This is a genomic window from Sphingomonas sp. jy18 (genome assembly GCF_056931895.1).
In genome coordinates this window covers 113,420-136,725 of sequence record NZ_JBXPBT010000001.1, presented here as the reverse complement: position 1 = coordinate 136,725, position 23,306 = coordinate 113,420, and the positions used below count along the sequence as shown (strand labels likewise).

26 protein-coding genes are annotated in these 23,306 nt (G+C 65.7%); 23 read left to right on the top strand and 3 right to left on the bottom strand.

The genetic code is table 11. From position 1 onward, the window contains the following. The first annotated feature begins 176 nt into the window (after nt 1-176). From AC0QC4_RS00685 to AC0QC4_RS00670, 4 genes are all read left to right on the top strand, one after another. Complete coding sequence (locus tag AC0QC4_RS00685; RefSeq protein WP_483657639.1) at nt 177-857, top strand: LolA family protein; 681 nt, start codon at nt 177-179, stop codon at nt 855-857. A gap of 319 nt (nt 858-1,176) precedes the next feature. Beyond that, a complete protein-coding gene (gene xth, locus AC0QC4_RS00680) occupies nt 1,177-1,971 on the top strand; it encodes an exodeoxyribonuclease III (RefSeq protein ID WP_483657637.1) in 795 nt (264 codons plus the stop codon). Beyond that, entirely contained in the window at nt 1,971-3,023 is a 1,053-nt protein-coding gene (gene ribA / locus AC0QC4_RS00675) for a GTP cyclohydrolase II (RefSeq protein ID WP_483657635.1), read from the top strand. Before xth ends, ribA begins: the two co-directional genes overlap by 1 nt. A gap of 82 nt (nt 3,024-3,105) precedes the next feature. Next, nucleotides 3,106-3,843 carry an alpha/beta fold hydrolase gene (locus tag AC0QC4_RS00670; RefSeq protein WP_483657633.1) on the top strand — a complete coding sequence of 246 codons (738 nt, stop codon included), beginning with the start codon at nt 3,106-3,108 and terminating at the stop codon, nt 3,841-3,843. Here the strand turns inward: AC0QC4_RS00670 and AC0QC4_RS00665 are convergent. Both AC0QC4_RS00665 and pyk read right to left on the bottom strand, forming a co-directional pair. Then, on the bottom strand, nt 3,828-4,238 hold the full coding sequence (locus tag AC0QC4_RS00665; protein ID WP_483657631.1) for an acyl-CoA thioesterase: 411 nt from the start codon (nt 4,236-4,238) through the stop codon (nt 3,828-3,830). The two genes, AC0QC4_RS00670 and AC0QC4_RS00665, sit on opposite strands and share 16 nt — an antisense overlap. 10 nt (nt 4,239-4,248) lie before the next feature. Beyond that, nucleotides 4,249-5,733: a pyruvate kinase gene (pyk, locus tag AC0QC4_RS00660; protein ID WP_483657629.1), complete on the bottom strand. Its 1,485-nt coding sequence runs from the start codon at nt 5,731-5,733 to the stop codon at nt 4,249-4,251. 115 nt (nt 5,734-5,848) lie between these two features. On the opposite strand from pyk, the gene AC0QC4_RS00655 reads away from it, so the two are divergent. The 12 genes from AC0QC4_RS00655 to pal all read left to right on the top strand — a co-directional run bounded on the left by AC0QC4_RS00655 (nt 5,849) and on the right by pal (nt 14,158). Then, nucleotides 5,849-6,145 (top strand): DUF1244 domain-containing protein, encoded by a 297-nt coding sequence (locus tag AC0QC4_RS00655; RefSeq protein WP_483657628.1) that lies wholly within the window; start codon nt 5,849-5,851, stop codon nt 6,143-6,145. Between the two features lie 36 nt (nt 6,146-6,181). After that, a complete protein-coding gene (locus AC0QC4_RS00650) occupies nt 6,182-6,442 on the top strand; it encodes a DUF2312 domain-containing protein (RefSeq protein WP_483657626.1) in 261 nt (86 codons plus the stop codon). A 74-nt stretch (nt 6,443-6,516) separates the two neighbouring features. After that, complete coding sequence (locus AC0QC4_RS00645; protein WP_483657624.1) at nt 6,517-7,263, top strand: YebC/PmpR family DNA-binding transcriptional regulator; 747 nt, start codon at nt 6,517-6,519, stop codon at nt 7,261-7,263. Nucleotides 7,264-7,340: 77 nt separating this feature from the next. Next, on the top strand, nt 7,341-7,805 hold the full coding sequence (ruvC, locus tag AC0QC4_RS00640) for a crossover junction endodeoxyribonuclease RuvC (protein ID WP_483658631.1): 465 nt from the start codon (nt 7,341-7,343) through the stop codon (nt 7,803-7,805). A 39-nt stretch (nt 7,806-7,844) separates the two neighbouring features. Beyond that, entirely contained in the window at nt 7,845-8,453 is a 609-nt protein-coding gene (gene ruvA / locus AC0QC4_RS00635; RefSeq protein ID WP_483657622.1) for a Holliday junction branch migration protein RuvA, read from the top strand. Beyond that, nucleotides 8,450-9,475, top strand: a complete 1,026-nt coding sequence (gene ruvB / locus AC0QC4_RS00630) for a Holliday junction branch migration DNA helicase RuvB (RefSeq protein ID WP_483657621.1) — start codon at nt 8,450-8,452, stop codon at nt 9,473-9,475. Before ruvA ends, ruvB begins: the two co-directional genes overlap by 4 nt. 145 nt (nt 9,476-9,620) lie before the next feature. Beyond that, nucleotides 9,621-10,103: a YbgC/FadM family acyl-CoA thioesterase gene (locus AC0QC4_RS00625; RefSeq protein ID WP_483657619.1), complete on the top strand. Its 483-nt coding sequence runs from the start codon at nt 9,621-9,623 to the stop codon at nt 10,101-10,103. Then, the gene (gene tolQ / locus AC0QC4_RS00620; protein WP_483657618.1) at nt 10,100-10,792 is read left to right on the top strand and encodes a protein TolQ; all 693 of its coding nucleotides are present in this window, start codon (nt 10,100-10,102) and stop codon (nt 10,790-10,792) included. Before AC0QC4_RS00625 ends, tolQ begins: the two co-directional genes overlap by 4 nt. Further along, a complete protein-coding gene (gene tolR / locus AC0QC4_RS00615) occupies nt 10,792-11,253 on the top strand; it encodes a protein TolR (protein WP_483657616.1) in 462 nt (153 codons plus the stop codon). The genes tolQ and tolR overlap by 1 nt, the downstream gene beginning before the upstream one ends. Before the next feature lie 9 nt (nt 11,254-11,262). Continuing rightward, the gene (locus tag AC0QC4_RS00610) at nt 11,263-12,153 is read left to right on the top strand and encodes a hypothetical protein (protein WP_483657614.1); all 891 of its coding nucleotides are present in this window, start codon (nt 11,263-11,265) and stop codon (nt 12,151-12,153) included. Nucleotides 12,154-12,170: 17 nt separating this feature from the next. Further along, nucleotides 12,171-13,544 (top strand): Tol-Pal system beta propeller repeat protein TolB, encoded by a 1,374-nt coding sequence (gene tolB, locus AC0QC4_RS00605; protein ID WP_483658630.1) that lies wholly within the window; start codon nt 12,171-12,173, stop codon nt 13,542-13,544. Nucleotides 13,545-13,636: 92 nt separating this feature from the next. Next, nucleotides 13,637-14,158: a peptidoglycan-associated lipoprotein Pal gene (gene pal, locus AC0QC4_RS00600; RefSeq protein ID WP_483657613.1), complete on the top strand. Its 522-nt coding sequence runs from the start codon at nt 13,637-13,639 to the stop codon at nt 14,156-14,158. Between the two features lie 38 nt (nt 14,159-14,196). On the opposite strand, the gene AC0QC4_RS00595 is transcribed toward pal, so the two are convergent. Continuing rightward, nucleotides 14,197-14,808 (bottom strand): GGDEF domain-containing protein, encoded by a 612-nt coding sequence (locus AC0QC4_RS00595; protein ID WP_483657612.1) that lies wholly within the window; start codon nt 14,806-14,808, stop codon nt 14,197-14,199. Nucleotides 14,809-14,997: 189 nt separating this feature from the next. Here AC0QC4_RS00595 and purE point away from each other — a divergent pair, with 189 nt between their 5' ends. The 7 genes from purE (at nt 14,998) to lspA (ending at nt 23,266) form a co-directional block, all read left to right on the top strand. After that, nucleotides 14,998-15,492: a 5-(carboxyamino)imidazole ribonucleotide mutase gene (gene purE, locus AC0QC4_RS00590; protein WP_483657610.1), complete on the top strand. Its 495-nt coding sequence runs from the start codon at nt 14,998-15,000 to the stop codon at nt 15,490-15,492. Then, nucleotides 15,489-16,565 carry a 5-(carboxyamino)imidazole ribonucleotide synthase gene (locus tag AC0QC4_RS00585; RefSeq protein ID WP_483657608.1) on the top strand — a complete coding sequence of 359 codons (1,077 nt, stop codon included), beginning with the start codon at nt 15,489-15,491 and terminating at the stop codon, nt 16,563-16,565. The genes purE and AC0QC4_RS00585 overlap by 4 nt, the downstream gene beginning before the upstream one ends. Continuing rightward, on the top strand, nt 16,562-17,053 hold the full coding sequence (locus AC0QC4_RS00580; protein WP_483657606.1) for a dihydrofolate reductase: 492 nt from the start codon (nt 16,562-16,564) through the stop codon (nt 17,051-17,053). The genes AC0QC4_RS00585 and AC0QC4_RS00580 overlap by 4 nt, the downstream gene beginning before the upstream one ends. 121 nt (nt 17,054-17,174) lie before the next feature. Next, a complete protein-coding gene (locus AC0QC4_RS00575) occupies nt 17,175-18,374 on the top strand; it encodes a dipeptidase (protein ID WP_483657604.1) in 1,200 nt (399 codons plus the stop codon). Nucleotides 18,375-18,559: 185 nt separating this feature from the next. After that, nucleotides 18,560-19,483 (top strand): bifunctional riboflavin kinase/FAD synthetase, encoded by a 924-nt coding sequence (locus AC0QC4_RS00570; protein ID WP_483657603.1) that lies wholly within the window; start codon nt 18,560-18,562, stop codon nt 19,481-19,483. 220 nt (nt 19,484-19,703) lie between these two features. Continuing rightward, a complete protein-coding gene (locus AC0QC4_RS00565) occupies nt 19,704-22,769 on the top strand; it encodes an isoleucine--tRNA ligase (RefSeq protein WP_483657602.1) in 3,066 nt (1,021 codons plus the stop codon). Continuing rightward, the gene (gene lspA, locus AC0QC4_RS00560) at nt 22,766-23,266 is read left to right on the top strand and encodes a signal peptidase II (protein WP_483657600.1); all 501 of its coding nucleotides are present in this window, start codon (nt 22,766-22,768) and stop codon (nt 23,264-23,266) included. The genes AC0QC4_RS00565 and lspA overlap by 4 nt, the downstream gene beginning before the upstream one ends. Nucleotides 23,267-23,306 lie beyond the last annotated feature (40 nt).

Below are 23,306 nucleotides of genomic sequence, written 5' to 3'. Positions count from 1 at the left end.
ATCGGCGCGGGCATGCCAGCGCCATCCGGCGTGAACCTTCAGCACCCCGTCCCGCCTGTTGCGAGGGAACCTCGGGCAAAGCTGGGAGGTTCAGCGCGGGTTCAAAGCTCCACCGCCATATCCCGGCATAGTGAGGCGCTCAGACCTGCGCCGCCCGCCATTCGACGGACGTCATGATGACCAAATTTTTCAAATCGGCCGCAGCTGCCTGTGCCGTGATTGCCCTTGCCGCCGGTGCTGCGACCAGCCTGACGCCCATTCCCGCGGCCGCACAGCAGCGCGGACGGGCTACACCTGCACCTGCGCTGACCGGCGATCTGTTGCGGGTGCAGCAGCATCTGCAGGCAATGACGACGCTGACGGCGGATTTCGCGCAGACCGATCGACAGGGGCAGGTGCAAACCGGGCGACTGACGCTGAAACAGCCAGGGCGCATCCGTTTCCAATATTCGCCCGGTATCCCGCTGCTGATCGTGGCCGATGGCCGATCGCTGACGCTGATCGACTATGAAGTGCGCCAGGTGCAGCGCTGGCCGGTGCGCAATTCGCCTTTGGCAGTGCTGATCGATCCGGGCGCCAATCTGGTGCGCTACGGCCGGCTGGTCGAGACCGGCAGCCGCGAAACGGTGAGCGTCGAGGTGCGGGACCCCAATCGCCCCGAATATGGCATGATCACCATGGTGTTCACTCGCGATGCGCGCGCACCCGGCGGGCTCAGCCTCTATGGCTGGGTAGCGCTCGACGCCCAGCGCAACCGCACGTCGATTCGCCTGACAGGCCAGCGTTACAATGTGCCGGTCGCCGATTCGATGTTCCGCTGGCGCGATCCCAGAGTGCAGGGGCCGCGCAACCGTTGATTGCGGCATCGCATCAACGACAGATGTAAACGCTTCGTCGCTTTGATGCCCGCTTTGTTCATCTGCGCGACAGGATTGGTCGTTAGAGCGGATGGCGAGGCAGCAAAACCTGCCCGGGTCGATGTTCCCCCCTGTTGATCGGTCCGGGTTGTCTGTCTCGCTTCAAAACGCGTGACGAACGCAATTTTGAACCCCTGCTCCGCCGCCCCTGGAGCAGGGGTTTTTTGTGTGCTTTTTCTGCTTGCGGCGGATTGCCTTTCCCGCTCGCAAGCGAACGCGGCGGTTTGCACATCGGGCGCGGCGCGCTAACAGCCTCGCCATGACCTCCCCCATCCGCATCGCATCATGGAACATCAACAGCGTGCGCGCCCGGGCAGACATCGTCGCGCGCTTTCTGGAGGAACAGTCGCCCGACATCCTCTGCCTTCAGGAGACCAAGGTCGAAGACAGCATCTTCCCGCGCGAGCTGTTCACGGCCCGTGGCTACGACCATGTCATCATCAACGGCCAGCGCATGCACCATGGCGTGGCGATCGTCAGCCGTGTGCCCATCGTCGCCGACAATCGCTTCGACTGGCAGGCGAATGGCGAGGCGCGGCATCTGGGCGTGGCACTGCCCAACGGGGTACGGCTGGAAAATGTCTATGTGCCCGCAGGCGGCGATATTCCGGACCGCGAGCAGAATCCCAAATTCGGCCAGAAACTCGATTTTCTGGGCAGGATGATCGACTGGTCGGCTGCGCTGGAGGTGCCCAGCATCGTCACCGGGGATTTCAATGTCGCTCCGCTCGAATGCGACGTCTGGAGCAGCAAGGCGCTGCGTGACGTCGTCAGCCACACGCCGATCGAGCGTGAGACGCTTGGCCGGTTGCAGGCTGCCGGCCAGTGGGTCGACCTCGGGCGACATTTCATCAAGGCACCGGAACGGCTCTACACCTGGTGGAGCTATCGCGCCAAGGACTGGGCCGCGTCGGATCGCGGGCGGCGGCTCGATCATATGTGGGCGACGCCGGACGTCGCGACCGCCGCAGTCGCGCATCAGGTGCACGAACCCTGCCGCAGTTGGGACAAGCCGTCGGACCATGTGCCGATTGTGACGGATTTCCGGTTCTGATGCGCGACGAGCCGGTCAGCGCTGCCCGCGCCATCGATGCCGCACGCCGGGGCTGGCCGATCCATGTGGCCGGTCGTGACGCAGGTCTGACCTTGCTGGCGGTCGAAAGCGCGACAGAGGAAGCGCTGGCCGCGTTTGGCGCTACCGCGCTGCTGATCTCGGGAGAGCGCGCCGCGACGCTGAAGCTGACCAATCAGTTGGCGGCAGCATCGCCGGGGCCGGTCCAGATGGCGCTGGAGCCAGGAGCAACGCCCGCACGCGGGCTCACCGTCGCGGACCCGTCGCTGGACCTTGCCTATCCGATGAAGGGCCCGTTCCGGACGCTGCCGCTCCAAGCGGACGACGCGGCGCGCGCGGCCGTCGATCTCGCACGCCATGCGGGTATCCTGCCGGCCTGGTATGTTGCCGCCAGCGGGCCTGTCCTCGCCGAAACCAGCGCGGCGGCCGTCACGGCCTTCGCCGATCCGCAGCGCCTGGCCATCGCCGCCCGCGCGCGCCTGCCGGTGGCGGAAAGCGAGGCGGGGGAGCTGGTCGCGTATCGCAGTCCGGAAGACCCGCAGGAGCATGTCGCGCTGATCCTGGGACAGCCCGATGACAGTGTGCCGGTGGTGCGCCTCCACAGCGAGTGCCTGACCGGTGACGTGCTCGGCAGTCTGAAATGCGACTGCGGACCACAGCTGCACGCAGCCTTGCATGCCATCGCCGGCGCGCCCTGGGGCATTTTGCTCTATCTCAGGCAGGAAGGTCGCGGGATCGGCCTCGTCAACAAGCTGCGGGCCTACCAGCTGCAGGACCAGGGCTTCGACACTGTCGACGCCAACACCCGGCTCGGCTTCCCAGTGGAAGCGCGCGATTTCGGCATCGCGGCGCGGATGCTGTCGCTGCTCGGGGTCGATGCCGTGCGGCTGATGACCAACAATCCCGAGAAGGTTGCGCGGCTCGAGCGGGAGGGCATACGCGTCGTCGAGCGGCTGCCGCTGGCATTGCCCACCAACGTCCATAACGAGCGCTATCTGGCGACAAAGCGCGACCGGACCGGGCACCAGCTCTAGAGCAGCATCGGCTAGGGAACCGCGGCAGGCGTGTCGGCGTTCGTTAATGACAAATCCATGACGGATGTGTCATATACCTGCAATGTTCGCTTTCCCTCGTTTCCAACCTGCCGGCCCGTCACAGGATGCCCCGCCGTCGCTGGGTTTGCTGCTGGGTGAACTGCGCATCGCGCGCGACTGGGCGACTGCCCGGCTGCGCCCGCGCATCGACGAGCGTGAGCCGCTCGGTGAGGGTCAGCCGATCCTTACCTTGCCGGGCTTTCTGGCCGGCGACATGTCGATGGCGCAGATGCGGCACAACCTCAACCGGGCGGGGTTCAAGGCCAAACGCTGGAAGCAGGGCGCCAACATGGGTGCGCGGGCCGATCTGATCGAGCGCCTGCACGCGCGCGTGCAGCACACGGCCGACCGCGAGGGGCGCAAGGTACATCTGCTCGGCTGGAGCTTGGGCGGCCTGTATGCCCGCGAATATGCCAAGCGCCATCCGGACCTTGTCGCCAGTGTCATCACCATGGGGTCGCCCTTTTCCGGGTCACGCCGCGCCAACCACGCCTGGCGCCTGTATGAACTGGTCGCCAAGCACAGCGTCGAAGCGCCGCCGATTCCCTTTCACCCCGATCCAAAGCCGGCCGTGCCGACCTACGCCTTATGGTCGGCCTCTGACGGCGTCATCGCGCCGCAATGTGCCCGCGGAACCGGCTATGAACGCGACCGCGCGGTCGAACTGGGTTGCGGGCATCTGGGCTTTGCCTATTGTGCAGAAGCCGTTGACGCGGTGATCGACTGCGTCCTCGATGCGGAGCGTCACTCCGCCGGCTGAGCGAAGCGATCGACCAGCGATTGCGGTACCCTGAGCGGGCGGCCGCTGGCCCGGTCGAGCAGCGCCCACGTCGTCACTGCAGATACATGCTTGCGGCCATCAACGCCGACGAAGCGGATGTGCCGATCGAACTTCGCGCCGGACGGCTTTTCCGCCACCCATGTCTCGCCGGTGACCTGCTCGCCTTCAAGCAAGGGCCGGTGATAGTCGATCTCGTGCCGCACGATCACCCAGATATAGACGGCCTGCTCCTCGGCGCTTGCGCGCGCCGCCCAGTGGCTGGTCGAAAGATGCTGGATCCACTGCACCCAGACGGCATTGTTCACGTGCCCAAGCTCGTCGATATGCTCGGGCCGGGCGACGAAGGGCAGGGTGAAGGGGCGCGGCTCTGCCATGGTGGCTCGCTCAGCTGACCTTGCCGCGATAGCTCTTCAGTTCGTCACCGGTCAGCGTCGCCACGTGCAGCACGTTGGTCGAGCCGGGGGTGCCGAAGGGAACGCCAGCCATCATCACCAGCTTGGAGCCCGCCTTGCCCACGCCGTGGCGCAGCGCCATGCGCTTGCCCTTGGCGATCATCTCTTCGAAACTGCCGATGTCGCGGGTGTGCACCGCGTGGCTGCCCCACAACAGGCCCATGCGCCTTGCCGCTTCTGCCTTGGGGGTCAGCACTAGCACCGGTGCGGCAGGACGTTCCCGGCAGATGCGCCGCGCGGTCGATCCGGAGAAAGTGAAACACAGGATCGCGTCCGCGCCGATGATCTGCGCGACATTGCCAGCGGCTTCGGACAGCGCATCGGCGGTGGTCGGGTCGGCCTTGGTCTCGGTGAACTGCACGCGATCGCGATACCCCGGATCGGCTTCGACCGACTGGGCAATACGATCCATCATCGTCACCGCTTCGACCGGCCAGGCACCGGCGGCGGTTTCGGCCGAGAGCATCACCGCGTCCGCGCCGTCATAGACTGCGGTCGCGACGTCGGAGACTTCGGCGCGGGTCGGCGTCGGCGCGGTGATCATCGATTCGAGCATCTGGGTGGCCACCACCACCGGCTTGCCCATCGCACGCGCAGTGGCGACGATCCGCTTCTGTGCGGGAGGTACCGCCTCGGGCGGCAGCTCGACGCCCAGGTCGCCGCGGGCGACCATGCAGGCGTCGGCGAGCTCGAGTATTTCCTCCAGCCGCGCCAAGGCTTGCGGCTTCTCGAACTTGACGAGGACGCCGGCCTTGCCCTTGATCAGCGAGCGCGCCTCGGCAACATCCTCGGGCCGCTGCACGAACGACAGGGCGATCCAGTCGACGTGGCTCTCGAGCGCGAAGGTGAGGTCGCGACGGTCCTTGTCGGTCAGCGCGGCCAGCGGCACGACGATATCGGGCAGGTTGAGCCCCTTGCGGTCGGAAATCTTGCCTCCGACTTCGACGATCGTCTCGACACGATCGCCGTGGCAGGCGGTGGCGCGCAGCACCAGCTTGCCGTCATCGATCAGCAGCCGGGCGCCGGGCTCTAGCGCGGCGAGGATCTCGGGGTGGGGCAGCTGCACGCGGCGCGCATCGCCCGGCTCGGGCGAGCTGTCGAGCAGGAAGTGTGCACCAGGCTCCAGCATCGCGGGTGCGGCAAACGTGCCGACGCGCAGCTTGGGTCCTTGCAGATCGGCGAGAATGGTGGTCGGGCGGCCCAGTTCCTTTTCCAGGCTGCGGATGGCCGCGATGTTGGCGGCATGCATGGCGTGATCGCCATGGCTCATGTTGATGCGGAAGGCATCGGCACCGGCAATGAACAGCTTGCGGATCATCTCCACCCCGCTCGATGCCGGGCCGAGCGTGGCGAGAATGCGGACCTTGCGCAGCCGTGGGGCAACGCCGCGATGCCGGTGCTGGACGGGCTGAACCAAGATGGATCCTCTCTGCTAGTTGCGCCGCTGGTCGCAGCCGACCGTGTCAACCGCATGACGAATGCAGCGAATCATGGCAAGGCTGCATAGGAATGCAGTTTATCGGGGCAACACCATGACCATCGACGATATCGACGACCGCACCGCCGCCGCCGCTTTCCGCACGTTGGTGCGGCACCTGCAGCATCGCAGCGATGCGGCCAATATCGACCTGATGGGCCTCGCCGGATTTTGCCGCAATTGCCTCGCCGACTGGCTGATGGAGGCGGACCCGGCGCTCACCAAGGATGTTGCGCGCGAGGCGGTGCACGGCATGAGCGCCGCTGCGTGGAAGGCCAGCCAGCCGCCCGCGACACAGGAGCAGCTGGCGCGGATGGAACAGAGCTTGGCGAAGAACGCAGGTCGCGGCTAGGGAGCCGCCTCCACATTGACCCGAAGGAATGATTCGATGGCAAGCGTCGCCACCAACATTGATGCCGAAGCGACCGACAACCAGCTCAAGCTGTTCATCGAGCGCATCGAGCGGCTGGAAGAAGAGAAAAAGGGCATCGCCGACGACATCCGCGACACCTATGCCGAGGCCAAGGCGCAGGGTTATGACGCCAAGATCATGCGCCAGATCGTCCGCCTGAGGAAGCTGCCGCCGCATGACCGGGCGGAAATGGAAGCGCTGCTCGATACCTACAAGGCGGCGCTGGGGCTGGGGTGAGGCGCCCAATTTTTTGACCCATTTGCGCGCCTCCGCTAAAGGCGGCGCTTTCTTTTCGAGAACACGGCGGACCCATGGCAGGCCATTCCAAATTCAAGAACATCATGCATCGCAAGGGTGCGCAGGACAAAAAGCGTTCGGCGGCCTTCTCCAAGCTCAGCCGCGAAATCACCGTTGCGGCAAAGATGGGCCTGCCCGATCCGGACGCCAACGCCCGCCTGCGCGCCGCAGTGCTCGCCGCGCGCGCGGCATCGATGCCCAAGGACAATATCCAGCGCGCGATCGAGAAGGCGTCTGGCACCGATGGCGAGAATTACGAGGAAATCCGCTATGAGGGCTATGGCCCCGGCGGCGTCTCGATCATCGTCGAGGCACTGACCGACAATCGCAACCGCACCGCCACCAATGTCCGCACCGCATTCGCCAAGAATGGCGGCAACCTCGGCACATCCGGCAGCGTCGCCCATGGTTTCGACCGCCTGGGGCTGATCAGCTATGCCGCCAAGGCGGGCGATGCCGATGCAGTGTTCGAAGCCGCGCTCGATGCCGGTGCTGACGATGTCGAATCGAGCGAGGACGGCCACGAAATCTGGACCAGCGTCGAAAATCTGCACCCCGTCGCCAAGGCGCTCGAAGCCAAGCTCGGCGATGCGGAAGGCGTCAAGCTCGCCTGGCGGCCGACGCTCAAGAGCGAAGTGACCGACGAGGCGACGGCGCAGACCCTGTTCAAGCTGATCGATGCCCTGGACGATGACGACGATGTCCAGACCGTGTGGGGCAATTACGAGATCCCCGACGCGGTGATGGAAAAGCTGGGGTGAAACTCGCCAAACTGTTCGGCGCCGGTGGCCCATCGCGCGCCGAGCGCGAGGCGGCAATGCTGGCGCGCCGCGCGCCGCTGGTCATTCTTGGCCTCGATCCCGGCCTTGGCACCACTGGCTGGGGCGTCATCGTGCGCGAAGGCAACCGGCTCAGTCATATCGACAATGGCGAGATCGACACCGATCCGGCCGAGCCGTTGGCCAATCGCCTGCTGATCATCGCGGACTCGCTGCGCCGTGTGCTGGAAGAGGTGAAGCCGCAGGCCGTTGCGATCGAAGAAGTGTTCGTCAACAAGAACGCCCAGTCGACATTGAAGCTCGGCCAGGCGCGCGGGGCGGCGCTGGTCGCGGCGGCTGCGGCGGGCGTGCCGATCACCGAATATGCCGCGCGGCTGGTCAAGAAGAGCGTGGTCGGCACCGGCGGCGCAGCCAAGGAGCAGGTGCAGGCGATGCTGCGCACGCTTATGCCGGGCCTGAAACTGTCCGGCCCGGATGCCGCGGACGCGCTGGCAGTGGCGGTCACGCATGCGCATCACGGGTAGCTGTTCCCTTTTCATTCCGCAGCCGCTACACCTGCGGGCATGATCGCCAAACTCACCGGGAAGCTCGACAGCTGGGGCGCGGGCCATGCCGTTATCGATGTGGCGGGCGTCGGCTATCTGGTCGAGGCGTCGGCGCGGACCCTGTCCGCCATCGGCATCGTCGGGGACCATGTGACGGTGCATACCGAGCTGCTGGTGGGGGAGGATTTCCTCCGGCTGATCGGCTTTGCCAGCGCCGAGGAGCGCGACTGGTTCCGGCTGCTCACCGGCGTGCAAGGGGTCGGCAGCAAGGTGGCACTGGCGATCCTGAGCGCGCTGGAGCCGGCTGAAGTGCAACGCGCGATTGCAGGCGGCGACCATGCGATGATCGCACGGGCCAATGGCGTCGGCCCGAAATTGGCGCAGCGCATCTGTAACGAACTGAAGGACAAGGTGGGCAGCGTCGCCACCGGCGCGCTGGGCATTGGCGGCGTGAACATGGCCGAACCTGCCGGCGGCACGGTGGCCGACGCACTGGCAGCGCTGGCGTCGCTCGGCTTCAAGCCGGGCGAGGCGAGCGCCGCTGTCGGCGCGGCAGACGCTGAGCTGGGGCCGGGCGCGACGCTGGATGCGCTGGTGCGTCTGGCGTTGCGGAAGGCGGCGAAGTGACCACCAACCCCCACCTCACCCCCACGCGCACCCCCGAGGATGTCGATGCCGCGCTGCGCCCGAAGACGCTCGACGAGTTCGTCGGGCAGGCTGCGGCGCGGGACAATCTGCGCGTGTTCATCTCTGCCGCCAAGGCGCGGGGGGAGGCGCTGGACCATGTGCTGTTCTTCGGCCCGCCCGGTCTCGGCAAGACCACGCTGGCGCAGATCATGGCGCGGGAGATGGGTGTCGGGTTTCGCGCGACATCCGGCCCGGTCATCGCCAAATCCGGCGATCTGGCAGCGCTGCTGACCAATCTCGAAGATGGCGATGTGCTGTTCATCGACGAGATCCACCGGCTCAATCCGGCGGTCGAGGAAATCCTGTACCCGGCGATGGAGGACCGCGCGCTCGACATCATGATCGGCGAGGGGCCGTCGGCGCGCTCGGTGCGGATCGATCTGCCCGCCTTCACGCTGGTCGGTGCAACGACGCGGCAGGGGCTGCTGACCACGCCGCTACGCGACCGCTTCGGCATCCCGGTGCGGCTCAACTACTATACGCATGCCGAGCTTGAGCAGGTCATCCGGCGCGCCGCCGGGCTGCTCGGTCTCGCCATTGCCGACGATGGCGCGCGCGAAATCGCCCGCCGCGCGCGGGGCACCCCGCGTATCGCCGGGCGGTTGCTGCGGCGGGTGCGGGACTTTGCGCATGCGGCGGGGGCGGAGGTGGTCGATGCCGCTGCCGCCGATCGCGCGCTCAACCGGCTGGAGGTGGATGCCCTCGGTCTCGACGCGATGGACCGGCGCTATCTGACGATGATCGCCGACATCTATCGCGGCGGCCCGGTGGGGGTCGAGGCACTCGCCGCGGGCCTCTCCGAACCGCGCGACACACTGGAAGATGTGGTCGAACCCTATCTGCTGCAACTGGGGCTGATTGCGCGCACCGCGCGCGGTCGACTGCTCAACGGGCCTGGCTGGAAGCATCTGGGGCTAACGCCGCCCGTCGGCACACAGGAGGGGCTGTTCGAAGGCAAGTGATCCTTCCGTCCGTAGTCGTGTTCCCCTGCCTTCTCAGGGAAGCACTGCTCCAGGTTCCGCTTGCCCCCGGATATGCATCACTTCATCGCGCAATTCCCGCATCCGGCCTTTGCACTCGACTCGTCGCTCGTCTAGGGACGTAGTCGTGACGTCACCGCCGCCTCCCCCAGCGCCGCCGTCGGGTGTGTTCGATGGCCCGCGCCATCTTTTTCCTGTGCGCATTTATTTCGAGGACACCGACCTCTCGGGCGTCGTTTATCACGCCAACTATCTGCGCTACATGGAGCGCGCCCGGTCGGACATGCTGCGGCTGGCCGGCATCGATCAGCGCGCGGCCAATGAAGCCGGGGAGGGCGCCTGGGCGGTGACCGATCTGGCCATCCGCTATCGCCTGCCGGCGCGGCTCGACGACGAGCTGCTGGTCGAAAGCGTGGTAACTGCTGTGCGCGGGGCCAGTGTCGACATCGCCCAGACCATCCGCTGCGGCGATGCCATCCTCACCGAAGGGCGCGTGACCGCGGCCTTCGTCTCGCCAGAAGGGCGCGCGCGCCGCCAGCCGGCCGGCTGGGCGGATCGCTTCCGCGCCATCATGACCGCCGGTCATTCACAAACGGAAACTGCTGCATGATCCCCGATTTCTCCCTCAACGCCGGTAGTTTTTCGCCGCTGGCTCTGTTCATCCAGGCCGACTGGATCGTCAAATCGGTGATGATCGGGCTGCTGCTGGCTTCGATCTGGGTGTGGGCGATCATCATCGGTACCGGCCGCCAGCTCGCGCGGGTACGCCGCGAGACCGAGCAGTTCGAGCGGGATTTCTGGAAGGCCGGGGACGTCGACAGCTTCAGCCAGGATGCGGTGACCCGCGATCTGCCGGCAGGGCGCGTGCTGGCGGCCGGGCTCGCCGAATGGCGCCGCTCCACCTCGCGCCCGGTCGTCGATCGTGCCGGCGTTCGCGAGCGGCTGGCGATGGCGCTGGACAGTTCTGCCGCCAGCGAGATCGACAAGCTGGGGGAACGGCTCAACCTTTTGGCGACCGTGGGGTCGGTCGCGCCCTTCGTCGGCCTGTTCGGCACGGTCTGGGGCATCATGCGCAGCTTTTCGAACATCGCTGCCGAGCAGAACAGCAGCCTCGCCGTCGTGGCACCGGGCATCGCCGAGGCGCTGTTCGCCACCGCGATCGGCCTCTTCGCCGCCATCCCGGCGGTGATCGCCTATAACCGCATGCTGCACACGCTGGGGCGCATCGAATCGCGGCTCGGGCGGTTCACCGATGCCTTTCACGCGATGCTCAGCCGTGAGCTGGAGAAGGACGGCTGATGGCGATGGGTCTGCACACCCCCGGCGCGGGGCGCAGCCGGCGGGGCGCAACCGCGCGTCGCGCCCCGATGGCCGAGATCAACGTCACGCCGTTCGTCGACGTGATGCTGGTTTTGCTGATCATCTTCATGGTAACCGCGCCGCTCCTGGCAACCGGCGTGCCCGTCGATCTGCCCGATAGCCGGGCCAAGCCGCTCGACCAGGAGCAGCGCCCGCCGGTGCAGATCAGCCTGACGGCGGCGGGCGAATTGTTCGTCGATGAGGATCTGGTGGCCGAAGGCGACCTGCCGGCGCGGCTGGAAGCGATTGCCGAGGGGCAGGGGGACAATCCGCAAACCATTTATCTGCGCGCCGATCGCACCCTCGACTATGGCGCGGTGACGCGCGTGATGGGCGAACTCAACCGGGCTGGGCTCAACCGCGTGTCGCTGGTCACCACAGGTTCAGATGGCGAGCCATAGGCCCGATACATGGCGATGACGGAGGCAGAACGAACGGGATTGGGCGCGGCTATCGCCGCGCATCTTGCCCTGTTCGCGCTGCTGTCGCTGAGCTGGAGCCGCGGACCGGACCATAGTTTCGAGAATCCGCCGATGGCGGTCGATCTGGTCGCCGAGATCGCGCCGGTCAGCACCGCACCTGAACCGGCGGTCGAGCCGCCGGCTGCACGGCGCGGGGACGTGGACAGCAGCGTGCGCGAGCCCGAACCGCCGCCGCCGGAACCGCGCGTTGCACCGCGACCGACCCCGCCGCCACCGACGCCCAAGCGCGTCGAACCGGCACCGACGCCGCGGCCCAACGCCCGCGCCGAACGCCGTCCGCCGCCGACCCCGCCGCGTGAAGCCACGCCGCGCCAGCGTCCCGACCGGCAGACCAGCCCCAGCCGGACTCCGCCCGCGCAAGCGCAGCGGCAACCCCAACGACAGCCGCAGCGCGACACGCGGCAGGCAGGCGATCCGCTGGGCGACATTGCCAATTCGGTTGCCCGCAACAGCACACCCAATGCGCGCGGACCCAATCCGCCTGCGGCGCAGACGGCGGCTGAGGTCCGGCAAAGCATTACCGTCGCGGTCGACCGGGAGATCGCCCCCTTCTGGCAGCGTAACGCGCCATCGGGCATCGACGTTGACGAATTGCGACTGGTGCTGGAAATCACACTGAACCGCGATGGAACGGTGCAGAATGTCCGCCAGCTTGGCGAAATGTCCGGGCGCACGCCCAGCAACCAGCCGCAGCAGGCGCGGTTTGTAGAGCAGGCGATCCGTTCCGTGCGGCAGGCGGCTCCTTTCGACCTGCCTGCGGAATATTATGATCAGTGGCGTGTCGTCAGACAGCCATTCCGTGCAAGATTGGGGAATTGAACGTGAGACGATTTCTGCTGACCGGCATCACCCTGGCCGCGCTGCTGGCGGGAACCGCCATGGCCCAGACCGGAGGAACTGCCCCGCCGTCCACCGCCACCGACAATACGGCGCCGGTCTGGCAGCCGCAGGAATCCCCCGAGGTGGTGGCCATTGTCAGCGGAGAGCGCACCAGCGTTCTTGTTACCGCGCTGGCCACGCCGGAAAGCGTCTCGACCCCGGCCGGAACCACCGCATCGTTGGGCACCCAGATTGCCGCCGTGATCGCCGCCGATCTCGAACGGTCCGGCCTTTATGCGCCGCGCGGTCCGGCGGGCCTGCGCGCCATTGCCATGAGCGAAGTGACCGCGCCGCAATTTGACGGCTGGCGGGGAACCGGTGCCGAAAATCTGGTGCATGGCTTCGTCCGTGCGGACAGCGCGGGCAATCTGACCGTGGGTTGCTATCTCTATGACATGGCGCTCGGCACCGAGCTGGCGCGGCAGGGCTTTGTCGTCCAGCCACGCGACTGGCGGCGCGCCGCCCACAAATGCGCCGATGCCATCTACTCGCGCCTGTCGGGTGAATCGCCCTTCTTCGACAGCCGCATAGCCTACATCGCCGAGACCGGCCCCAAGGATAACCGGGTCAAGCGGCTGGCGATCATGGATTCGGATGGCGCCAACCACCGGTTCATCACCAATGGCCAGTCGATCGCGGTGACGCCGCGCTATTCGCCGGACTATCGCCAGATCGCCTATGTCAGCTATCTCGGTAACCGCGTGCGTGTGTACATCTACGATGTCGGAGCCGGATCGCAGCGCGTGGTCTATGAAAGCGCGAACACCACCTTCGCGCCGCGCTGGTCGCCTGACGGGCGCCACCTGCTGTTCTCGATGGCGGTCGGCGGCAACACCGACATCTACCGCATTCCGGTGGAAGGCGGTACGCCGCGCCGGCTGACCGACAATCCCGGCATCGATGTCGGCGGCAGCTTCTCCCCTGACGGTACCCGCATCGTCTTCGAAAGCGATCGTTCGGGGGCGCAGCAAATCTATGTGATGAATGCCGACGGGTCCGACCAGCGGCGCATCAGCTTCGGCGGCGGGCGCTATGCCACGCCGGAGTGGAGCCCGCGCGGCGACCTGATCGCCTTTACCCAGATCGCCGGCAATTTCCGCATCGGTGTGATGACCCCGTCGGGCACCGGGGTGCGATTGCTGACCGACAGCTGGCAGGACGAAGCGCCGACCTGGGCGCCCAACGGCCGGGTCATCCAGTTCTTCCGCACCAGCCAGGGACGCAACGGCACCAGCCAACTGTATCAGGTCGATCTGACCGGTGTTAATTTGCGGCGGGTGCCGACCCCGGTGGATGGCTCCGACCCGAGCTGGGGACCTGTCCTGCCATGATACGGAAAGATTGACGCGTTGGCGCGTTGCACCGACAACCAGTTACGTAACGATCATCCTCTGAAACTGAACCACGATAAGGAGAAATGACGATGCAGACCCGGACCATGCTGGTGATCGGTAGCGCCATGATGATCGCGCTCGCCGGCTGCGCCAAGAACCGGCCACCCGTCGATGTGCCGGATCCCGGCGGCTATACCGATCCCAACAGCGGCGGATCGAGCGGCGGCGGCGTGGGCAACGCGGTTGTCCCCGGCAGCCAGGCCGATTTCGTGGCCAGTGTCGTCAATGACAAAATCTATTTCGATACCGATGCCTTCAACATCGACGAGAATGATCGCGCCGTGCTGCAAAGCCAGGCGCAGTGGCTGGCGCGTTATCCCGATGTCCGCATCACCATCGAAGGCCATGCCGACGAGCGGGGCACCCGCGAATATAATATCGCGCTGGGTGAGCGCCGTGCCAACGCAGCGCGCAACTTCCTGGCCAGCCTGGGCATCAACCCGGCGCGGATCAGCGTGATCAGCTATGGCAAGGACCGGCCGGTGGCGCTGGGCTCTGACGAAGCGAGCTGGGCACAGAACCGTCGCGCGGTGACCGTTACCGTGCGCTGACAGGCGGATGGCGGGTCGCCGGGCGGCCCGCCGCTACCTCAGCCACAGCGTTTGGCGCGATACATTTCGGTGTCGGCGCGGCCCATCAGCTCTTCCGCCGAAGCGCCCGGCGTAATCGCGGTCATTCCGAAGGTGGCGCTGAGCGTGATGGCATTGCCATCATAGACCACGGGCTCGTCGCCGACCGTCTCCGCGAGGCGCCTGACCTTGCTGCGCGCCTCGCTGCCGCCGACCTGATCGAGCAATATCCCGAATTCGTCGCCGCCGATTCGCGCCAGCACATCGTTGGCCCGCATTACACCTGACAGCCGGTTGGCGATTTCGATCAAGGCATAATCGCCGGCGGCGTGGCCGAACCGGTCATTGATCATCTTCAGCCCGTCAACATCGACATAGACCAGCACCACCCGCTCGTTGAAGCGCTCGACCCGGGCAATGCGCTGATGCAGCGAGGACAGGAAATAGCGCCGGTTGAACAGCGAGGTCAGCATGTCCCGCTCGGCGACCCGTTCCATCTCGGCAAGGGCGATGGACAGCGCCCGGTTCTCACGCGTCAGCCGCGCGATCTCCTGACGTAAACCCGCCATTTCGCCGTCGTTGAGTGCGACGACGGCGGCATCATGGGGGGCGGGCGCGGCGGATTGCTGCATCGTCGTTCCTGTGGGCGTCACAACAATTTACGCGACTAGCCCGGCCATGCTTAACAACCCGTATCCAGCGTTTCAGGACTGGACCAACCTCTTGTCGATATCGCAATCACGCATGATTGCTCCGCTGCCGCCATGTCGCTATCCAAAGCCACAGCCACCCATTCAGTGACTTAAGCAACGGAACCCACGATGAGCCTGCCTGCTGTTGTCGCCGTGGTCATGGGGAGCCAATCCGATTGGGAGACGATGCGGCACGCTGCCGACGTGTTGACGGAACTGGGGGTGGGGCATCAGGTACGGATTGTTTCCGCCCATCGCACGCCGGACCGTCTGGTTTCCTTTGCCCAGGGGGCGGTGGCTGAGGGCTATCGTGTCATCGTCGCCGGCGCAGGCGGTGCGGCGCATCTTCCCGGCATGATCGCGGCGATGACGAGAATACCGGTGCTGGGCGTGCCGGTGCAGTCTGCCGCTCTGAACGGCATGGATTCGCTGCTGTCGATCGTGCAGATGCCCGCCGGCATTCCGGTCGGCACGCTGGCCATAGGCAAGGCGGGGGCGACCAATGCCGGGCTGCTGGCCGCAGCGATCCTGGCCAATGACGATCCGGCCTTGGCCGCGCGACTGGATGCGTGGCGCGCCGACCGCACTGCGGCAGTGGCCGAAACACCCGAAGGCAGCGCATGACGCCGCTGCCTCCCGGATCGACCATCGGCATATTGGGCGGCGGGCAGCTTGGGCGGATGCTCGGTCTTGCGGCGGCGCAAATCGGCTACAAAACCCATATTTTCGCACCCGAGGCGGATGGCGTCGCGCGCGAAGTGGCGAGCGCCTGGACGGTCGCTGCCTATGATGACGAGATGGCGCTTAACGCCTTCGCCAACGCTGTCGACGTCGTTACCTTCGAGTTCGAGAATGTACCGGTCGCAACGCTCAGGCATCTTGCCGAGCATGTGCCGGTCCGCCCGGGCGCCATGTCGCTCGAATTGTCTCAGGATCGGTTGAAAGAAAAGGCGTTTGCGCAATCGCGTGGCGTGCCGCTGGCGCCCTTCGCCGAGGTCAGAAGCGCAGACGATCTTGCGGCAGCCGTGGCGCGTATCGGCACGCCGGCGATCCTCAAGACCGCGACCGAGGGCTATGACGGCAAGGGGCAGGCGCGGGTGTTGGCGCCCGCTGATGCCTCCGCTGCGTGGGACAGCATCGGCAACCGCCGCGCCATCTATGAGGCAATGGTCGATTTCACCGAGGAATTTTCGGTGCTGCTGGTGCGCGGGCTGGATGGCACCGCCGATGTTTGGACATGCCCGCAGAATATTCACGAGGATGGCATCCTGAGCCGCAGCCTTGTCCCCGCCGCAGGGGCTGCGCTTGCGGACAATTGCAATGTGGCGGTTGGCAAAGCGCGCGCGCTCGCCGAAGCGCTCGATCATGTCGGGGTGCTGGCCTGCGAATTTTTCGCCACCGCCGATGGTCCGCTGTTCAATGAAATGGCCCCGCGCGTCCACAACAGCGGCCACTGGACGATCGAAGGTGCGGTCACCAGCCAGTTCGAGAACCACATCCGCGCGGTCTGCGGGCTGCCGCTCGGCGCGACGGCGATGACCGGCAGTGCGGTCGAAATGCGCAATCTGATCGGCCCCGAGGTCGATGCATGGGCCGATTATCTGGCCGATCCGCTGTGCCGTCTGCACCTCTATGGCAAGGGCCATGGCAGGGCGGGGCGCAAGATGGGCCATGCCACCTGGGTGCGCCACCAATGAACCATCCGGAAATCATCCTCGTCATCGCCCGGGCCGACAATGGCGTGATCGGGGTCAACGGAAAACTGCCGTGGCGGCTGCCCGATGACCTGCGTCACTTCAAGCAGCTGACTACCGGCCGCCCGATGATCATGGGGCGCAAGACCTTCGATTCGCTGCCCGGCCTGCTCGACGGGCGGCGGCACATCGTCATAACCCGCGATCCCGAATGGACCGCAGACGGGGCCGAGCGCGCGGGCAGCATTGGCGAGGCGCTGGCGATGGCCAATGCGCCGCATGTCTGCGTGATCGGCGGCGCCGAAATATGGCGGCAAGTGCTGCCGCTGGCGGACCGGATCGAGCTGACCGAGGTGCACGCGTCGCCGGATGGCGACGCGGTGATCGAGGCACCGGCGGCTGAGGAATGGGAAGAGGTCGCCCGCGAGGCGCGGCCGGCGGCCGAGGGGCGACCGGCGTTCGATTTCGTGACGTTGAAGCGGCGGGTCTGATCTTGGCATATGGCCCGCAGCCCTGAGCTTGTCGAAGGGCGTTTGCCGGCATTGCAAAGCGCCCTTCGACAAGCTCAGGGCTGCGGCTTAGGGATTGCCAGCTTTTGTCAGGACCGCATCTATGAAACGCATCGCCGGCATCGCCATCGCGCTGGTTGCCATCGCCATCGCCGCCTTCCTCCTGTTTGCGCCTGGGATCGCCGAGCGCTCGATGAACAAGGTGGTCGGCACCGAAGCGACTGTCAGCGCGCGCGCCCAGGCGCTGCACCGCACGCTCACCATCGCCGATCTGCATGGCGACACGCTGTTGTGGCAGCGCGACCTGCTGGAGCGCGGGAGCCGCGGGCATATTGATCTGCCGCGGCTGCAGGATGGCAATGTCGCGCTGCAGGTCTTCTCTTCGGTCAGCCAGACGCCGGCCGGGCAGAATTACGATCGCAACGACGATACGGACATCCTGTGGCAGCTGACCATCGGCCAGCAGCAACCGCCGTCGAGCTGGTTCTCGCCGCTGGGGCGCACGCTCTATCATGGCGTCAAGCTCGACCGGGCGGTCGCCGCGAGCCAAGGCGATCTGATCCCGATCCGCACCCGCGCCGATCTTGCCCGCCTGCTCGCGCGCCGCGCCGACCGGTCGAGCTGGCGAGTGGATCGCGGTGGCTACACCCCGCGCCAGATTGCTCCCACCGGCGCGCTCTTTTCGGTCGAGGGCTTGCAGAATCTGGAGGGCGATTTCGCCAACCTGGACCGGCTGTATCGCGCCGGGGTGCGCATGGCGGGCCTCACCCATTTCTTCGACAATGCCATCGCCGGATCGATGCACGGCGTGCGCAAGGGCGGGCTGACCCCGCTCGGGCGACGCGTGGTGCGGGAGATGGAGCGGCGCGGGATGGTGGTCGACATCGCCCATTGCAGCCACGCCTGCGTTGCCGATGTGCTGGCGATGGCGACCCGCCCGGTAATCTCGAGTCACGGCGGGGTGCAGGCGACCTGCGGCGAAAACCGCAACCTCTCCGACGAGGAAATTCGCGGCGTCGCGCGTACCGGCGGGGTAATCGGCATCGGCGTGTGGGATGCAGCGGTGTGCGGCACCGAACCGCGCGACACGGCGCGGGCGATGCGGCATGTCCGCGATCTGGTCGGCATCGACCATGTCGGGCTTGGCACCGATTTCGATGGCGCGGTGACGACAGGCTACGATGTCTCCCGCATCGCCCTGATCACGCAGGCGCTGATCGACGAGGGCTTTACCGACGAGGAGATTGCCAAGGCGATGGGCGGCAATGTGCTGCGAGTGCTGGGTGAGGTGCTGCCGGAATAGCTCCCCTCCCGCTTGCGGGAGGGGCTGGGGGTGGGCCTGTCCAGCAAAGATTAGGTTCGATTCCGCTCCAACCCCTAACCCCTCCCGCAAGCGGGAGGAGGACAGCACCCACCCCAACCCCTTCCCTGGGAGGGAAGGGCTTTAGTGTTGCCGATGGCAGGGCTGACCGGTAACAGCCCCTCAGCATGCAGCGCCTCCTCTCCAGCCAGCCGACCCCCGATGCCCTGCGCGGCGCGATTGTCGCGCTGGGCAATTTCGATGGCTTCCACCTTGGCCATCAGGCGGTGGTCGGCGCGGCGGTGGACGCGGCGAGGGTGCGTGGCGTTCCCGCCATCGTCGCCACATTCGATCCGCATCCGGTGCGCCATTTCAAGCCCGACGCCGACCCTTTCCGCCTGACCACGCTCGACCAGCGCCAGCGCCTGTTCGGCGCGGCGGGGGCGGATGCGATGCTGGTGCTGGAATTCGGTTCCGCGATGGCGGGAATGACCGCGGAGCAGTTCATAACCGATCTGCTGGTGACGCAACTCGGCGTCGGCGGGATCGTCACCGGCGAAGATTTCGTCTTCGGCAAGGGGCGCGGCGGCAACGGCGATGTGCTAGCCGCCGAGGCGGACGCCCATGGCTTCAGCTATGCCCGCGTGCCCGCCGTGATGGACGATGGCGCGCCGGTATCCTCCAGCCGCATCCGCGAGGCGCTGAGGGCAGGGGATACAGCCACTGCCACTCGCCTGCTGACACGGCCGTTCGCGGTCGAAGGACAGGTGCAACATGGCGACAAGGTCGGGCGGACGCTGGGCTATCCGACCGCCAACATCGACCTCGGCCCCTATCTGCGCCCGCGTTACGGCGTCTATGCGGTGACGGGCCGGCTTGCCGACGGCCGCGTGCTGAAGGGTGCCGCCAACATCGGCATCCGCCCGCAGTTCGATCCGCCCAAGGAGTTGCTCGAGCCGCATTTCTTCGATTTTTCCGGAGACCTGTACGGCCAGACGGTCGAGGTGGCGTTCCACGCGTTTTTGCGCGGGGAGGCGAAGTTCGAAAGCCTCGACGCGCTGATCGTGCAAATTGAGCGGGATTGCGAGGCGGCAAGGGCGGCTTTGCTATAGCGTTTCTCGCAGAGACGCAGAGGAAGCAGAGACCGCAGAGGAATTTGCGCCTGCGGCGCAGCCGCTTCAAGAAATCTGCCTTCGTCACAGACGACGCCGAAATGTTGCGCCGCTTCGCGGATTATCTCTGCGGGCTCTGCTTCCTCTGCGTCTCTGCGAGAAAATGCATGGGCGCGCCGCAATTGCGATAACCGCCCACATCCTCTAACCGCAGCGCACCATGACCGACACACCGCCCGCCGAAGCCCGCGACTATCGCGATACCGTGTTCCTGCCCAACACCGACTTTCCGATGAAGGCCGGCCTGCCGCAGAAGGAACCGGCGATTCTGGCGAAGTGGATCGAGGGCGATCTGGAAAAGCAGATCCGCGAAAGCCGCGCCGGGCGGGAACAGTTCATCCTGCATGACGGCCCGCCCTACGCCAATGGCGACATGCACATCGGTCATGCGCTCAACCATATCCTCAAAGACATGGTCGTCCGCACCCAGACGCTGAAGGGCAAGGACGCGCCCTATGTGCCTGGCTGGGATTGCCACGGCCTGCCGATCGAGTGGAAGGTCGAGGAGCAGTATCGCAAGAAAAAGCTGAACAAGGACGAGGTGCCGGTCGAGGAGTTCCGCGCCGAATGCCGCGCTTACGCGCAGAATTGGGTCAATGTGCAGCGCGAGCAGTTGAAGCGGCTGGGCATCGGCGGCGATTGGGACCACCCCTATCTGACCATGGATTTCGCCGCGGAGGCGACCATCGTTTCCGAGCTGCTGAAGTTCGCCGAGAGCGGCCAGCTCTATCGCGGAGCCAAGCCGGTGATGTGGTCCCCGGTCGAGAAAACCGCGCTGGCCGAGGCCGAGATCGAATATGAGGATATCGTCTCGACGCAGATCGATGTGGCGTTCGAGATTGTGGAATCGCCTATCCCTGAGCTGGTCGGTGCCCATGCGGTGATCTGGACGACGACGCCGTGGACGATCCCGGTCAATCAGGCGATCGCTTATGGGCCGGATGTTGAGTATTCGCTGTTGCAATTCGATTTCGTCGAAAGCGACGAGATCAGGGCATTCCTGCGTGAGAAATTCTTCAACTGGGACGAGAAGTGGTTCCTTGTCGCGGACAGTCTGCGCGGTGAATTCGAGCAGCGTGTGCTTCAGGCTGCCAAGGCAGTCCTCGCGGGTCGATTCGAAACCGTCGATCTTGTCCGAGTGAGTGACACGATGAAGTTCTCCGATGGCTCGGAGATCATCAAAGGCTCCGATCTCGCCGGAACCATCGCCCGCCACCCGATGGCAAACCTTTTCCGTCACCCCGGGCTTGACCCGGGGTCCCGCTTGAAGGCGGACCGCGTAAGCGGGACCCCGGGTCAAGTCCGGGGTGACGGTGTTGGTGTCGGTATCGACACTTCCTCCCCGCTGGCCGAATTCTTCCTCCGCCCGCGCCCCTTCCTCCCCGGCGATTTCGTTACCACCGACAGCGGCACCGGCCTTGTCCATATGGCGCCCGATCATGGCGAGGATGACTTCGACCTGTGCAAGGCCAATGGGCTGGAGCCGCAGTTCGCGGTGATGGCCGACGGCCGCTACCGCGACGACTGGGCTTGGCTGGGTGCGGCGGACGAGCGGCGGATGTCGGTGATCAACCCCAAGTTCAACGCGCCCGACGGTCCGATCTGTTCGGACCTGCGGGAGGCCGGCGCGCTGCTGGCGGCGAGCGCGGATTACAAGCACAGCTATCCGCATTCGTGGCGCTCGAAGGCCAAGGTGATCTATCGCTGCACCCCGCAGTGGTTCGTGCCGATGGACAAGCCCCTTCCTTGCAGGGAGCATACGCTGCGCGAGACGGCGTTGAACGCCATCGCCGAAACCCGCTTCGTGCCCGAAAAGGGCCGCAACCGCATCCGTTCGATGGTGGAGGGCCGCCCCGACTGGGTGCTCAGCCGCCAGCGCGCATGGGGCGTGCCGATCACGCTGTTCGTCGATCGCAAGACCGGCCAGTATCTCAATGACCCGGCGGTCAACGCCCGCATCGTCGCCGCCATCCGCGAAGGCGGGGTCGATGCGTGGAATGACGCGCGGGCGCAGGAGTATCTGGGCGACGGTTATGACGCCGCCGATTTTGAGCGCATCGTCGACATTCTCGACGTTTGGTTCGATTCAGGCTCGACCCACGCCTTCGTGCTGGAAAGCGGCAAATGGCCGCAACTGCTGCGCCGCGATGGCTCCAGCCACGTCGCCGACCTCTATCTGGAGGGCACGGATCAGCATCGCGGCTGGTTCCAGTCGTCGTTGCTGGAAAGCTGCGGCACGCGCGGACAGGCACCGTACAAGGCGGTGCTGACCCACGGCTTCACCATGGACGCCAAGGGCATGAAAATGTCCAAGTCGCTGGGCAACACCATCAGCCCCATCGACCTGATGAAGGAGTATGGCGCGGATATCCTGCGACTATGGGCGCTGTCGGTCGATTTCACAGAGGACCATCGCATCGGCAAGGAAATCCTCGCCGGCGTCGCCGACCAGTATCGCAAACTGCGCAATACGTTCCGCTATCTGCTGGGCGCGCTCGAGGGATTCAGCGAGGAGGAGCGCATCACCGACGTCGAGGCGATGCCGGAGCTGGAGCAGTACATGCTCAGCCAGCTTCACCGGTTGGACGTGACCATGACGGCCGCCGTCGATGATTTCGATTTCAACACTTACGTCCGGGCGCTGACTGACTTCTGCAACGAAGACTTGAGTGCCTTTTACTTCGATATCCGTAAGGATTGTCTGTACTGCGACATTGGCCCCGCAGAGCCGCTGGGGACGGCCAAGCGCCGAGCCTATCGCACCGTGCTCGACACGCTATTCCAATCATTGATCCGCTATGCCGCGCCGGTGCTGGTGTTTACGGCAGAGGAAGTGTGGGGGACTCGCTATCCCGAGGGCGGGAGCGTGCATTTGCTCGAATGGCCAACCGTCAAAGACGACTGGGGCCGTGGGCAGGAGGACAACAGGTTCGACGATATCCGTGCTGCGCGAGCCGCAATTACCGAGGCCATCGAACCGCTGCGTCGCGACAAGATCGTAGGCTCAAGCCTTGCCGCCGCCGTCAGCATGGCGGCGGTGCCGGGTGTGACCGCCGACGAGCTTACTGAAATCGCTATCGTTGCATCGGTTGATTACGGTGGTGCAAGCGTGTCAGTCTCCCCCACCACCCACCACAAATGCGGCCGCTGCTGGCGCCACCTGCCCGAGGTCGCCGAAGACGGCGGCTTGTGCGGGCGGTGCGAGACGGTATTGGGCGAAGCATGAGCGTGACCGATAGTCAGAATCCCTACCGCCGCCTCGGCATCATTGTCGCCGCGCTGATCCTCGTTGCCGACCAGCTGGTCAAATGGATCGTCTCGGTGCCGATGAGCCTGCAGACGTTGCGCAGCTTTCCGATCGTGCCCTTTTTCCAGTTCACCTGGGTGGAAAACAGGGGCGTCAGCTTCGGCATGTTCACGGCGGACAGCGAGGCACAGCGCTGGCTGCTGGTGGCCTTCACCGCCATCGTCGCGTGCGGAGTCGCGGTGTGGATGTGGCGGGAAAAGGCGCGAACCGACGTGATCGCGCTGGCGATGGTGCTGGGCGGCGCGCTGGGCAATATCATCGACCGGGTGCGGGTCGGCTATGTCATCGACTATGCCGATCTTCACTTCGGCGAATTCCGCCCGTTTCTGGTGTTCAACATCGCCGACGCCTGTATCACCATCGGCGTGCTGCTTTTGGTTGCACGCGCGCTGCTGGTGCGCGAAAAGAAAAGCTAAGGGCGATCAGGAATTTTGGGCCGCGGCCCCAAGGGAAGTG

What these genes read in the sequence shown, in the direction of transcription:
- AC0QC4_RS00645 (WP_483657624.1), top strand. Translation starts at nt 6,517, where the DNA reads ATGGCAGGCCATTCCAAATTCAAGAACATCATGCATCGCAAGGGTGCG.
- AC0QC4_RS00665 (WP_483657631.1), bottom strand. Translation starts at nt 4,238, where the DNA reads ATGGCAGAGCCGCGCCCCTTCACCCTGCCCTTCGTCGCCCGGCCCGAG.
- AC0QC4_RS00565 (WP_483657602.1), top strand. Translation starts at nt 19,704, where the DNA reads ATGACCGACACACCGCCCGCCGAAGCCCGCGACTATCGCGATACCGTG.
- AC0QC4_RS00595 (WP_483657612.1), bottom strand. Translation starts at nt 14,808, where the DNA reads ATGCAGCAATCCGCCGCGCCCGCCCCCCATGATGCCGCCGTCGTCGCA.
- purE (WP_483657610.1), top strand. Translation starts at nt 14,998, where the DNA reads ATGAGCCTGCCTGCTGTTGTCGCCGTGGTCATGGGGAGCCAATCCGAT.
- AC0QC4_RS00610 (WP_483657614.1), top strand. Translation starts at nt 11,263, where the DNA reads ATGGCGATGACGGAGGCAGAACGAACGGGATTGGGCGCGGCTATCGCC.
- lspA (WP_483657600.1), top strand. Translation starts at nt 22,766, where the DNA reads ATGAGCGTGACCGATAGTCAGAATCCCTACCGCCGCCTCGGCATCATT.
- AC0QC4_RS00655 (WP_483657628.1), top strand. Translation starts at nt 5,849, where the DNA reads ATGACCATCGACGATATCGACGACCGCACCGCCGCCGCCGCTTTCCGC.
- AC0QC4_RS00670 (WP_483657633.1), top strand. Translation starts at nt 3,106, where the DNA reads ATGTTCGCTTTCCCTCGTTTCCAACCTGCCGGCCCGTCACAGGATGCC.
- AC0QC4_RS00585 (WP_483657608.1), top strand. Translation starts at nt 15,489, where the DNA reads ATGACGCCGCTGCCTCCCGGATCGACCATCGGCATATTGGGCGGCGGG.
- AC0QC4_RS00575 (WP_483657604.1), top strand. Translation starts at nt 17,175, where the DNA reads ATGAAACGCATCGCCGGCATCGCCATCGCGCTGGTTGCCATCGCCATC.
- tolR (WP_483657616.1), top strand. Translation starts at nt 10,792, where the DNA reads ATGGCGATGGGTCTGCACACCCCCGGCGCGGGGCGCAGCCGGCGGGGC.
- AC0QC4_RS00685 (WP_483657639.1), top strand. Translation starts at nt 177, where the DNA reads ATGACCAAATTTTTCAAATCGGCCGCAGCTGCCTGTGCCGTGATTGCC.
- tolQ (WP_483657618.1), top strand. Translation starts at nt 10,100, where the DNA reads ATGATCCCCGATTTCTCCCTCAACGCCGGTAGTTTTTCGCCGCTGGCT.
- ribA (WP_483657635.1), top strand. Translation starts at nt 1,971, where the DNA reads ATGCGCGACGAGCCGGTCAGCGCTGCCCGCGCCATCGATGCCGCACGC.
- xth (WP_483657637.1), top strand. Translation starts at nt 1,177, where the DNA reads ATGACCTCCCCCATCCGCATCGCATCATGGAACATCAACAGCGTGCGC.
- AC0QC4_RS00570 (WP_483657603.1), top strand. Translation starts at nt 18,560, where the DNA reads ATGCAGCGCCTCCTCTCCAGCCAGCCGACCCCCGATGCCCTGCGCGGC.
- ruvA (WP_483657622.1), top strand. Translation starts at nt 7,845, where the DNA reads ATGATCGCCAAACTCACCGGGAAGCTCGACAGCTGGGGCGCGGGCCAT.
- AC0QC4_RS00580 (WP_483657606.1), top strand. Translation starts at nt 16,562, where the DNA reads ATGAACCATCCGGAAATCATCCTCGTCATCGCCCGGGCCGACAATGGC.
- pal (WP_483657613.1), top strand. Translation starts at nt 13,637, where the DNA reads ATGCAGACCCGGACCATGCTGGTGATCGGTAGCGCCATGATGATCGCG.
- AC0QC4_RS00650 (WP_483657626.1), top strand. Translation starts at nt 6,182, where the DNA reads ATGGCAAGCGTCGCCACCAACATTGATGCCGAAGCGACCGACAACCAG.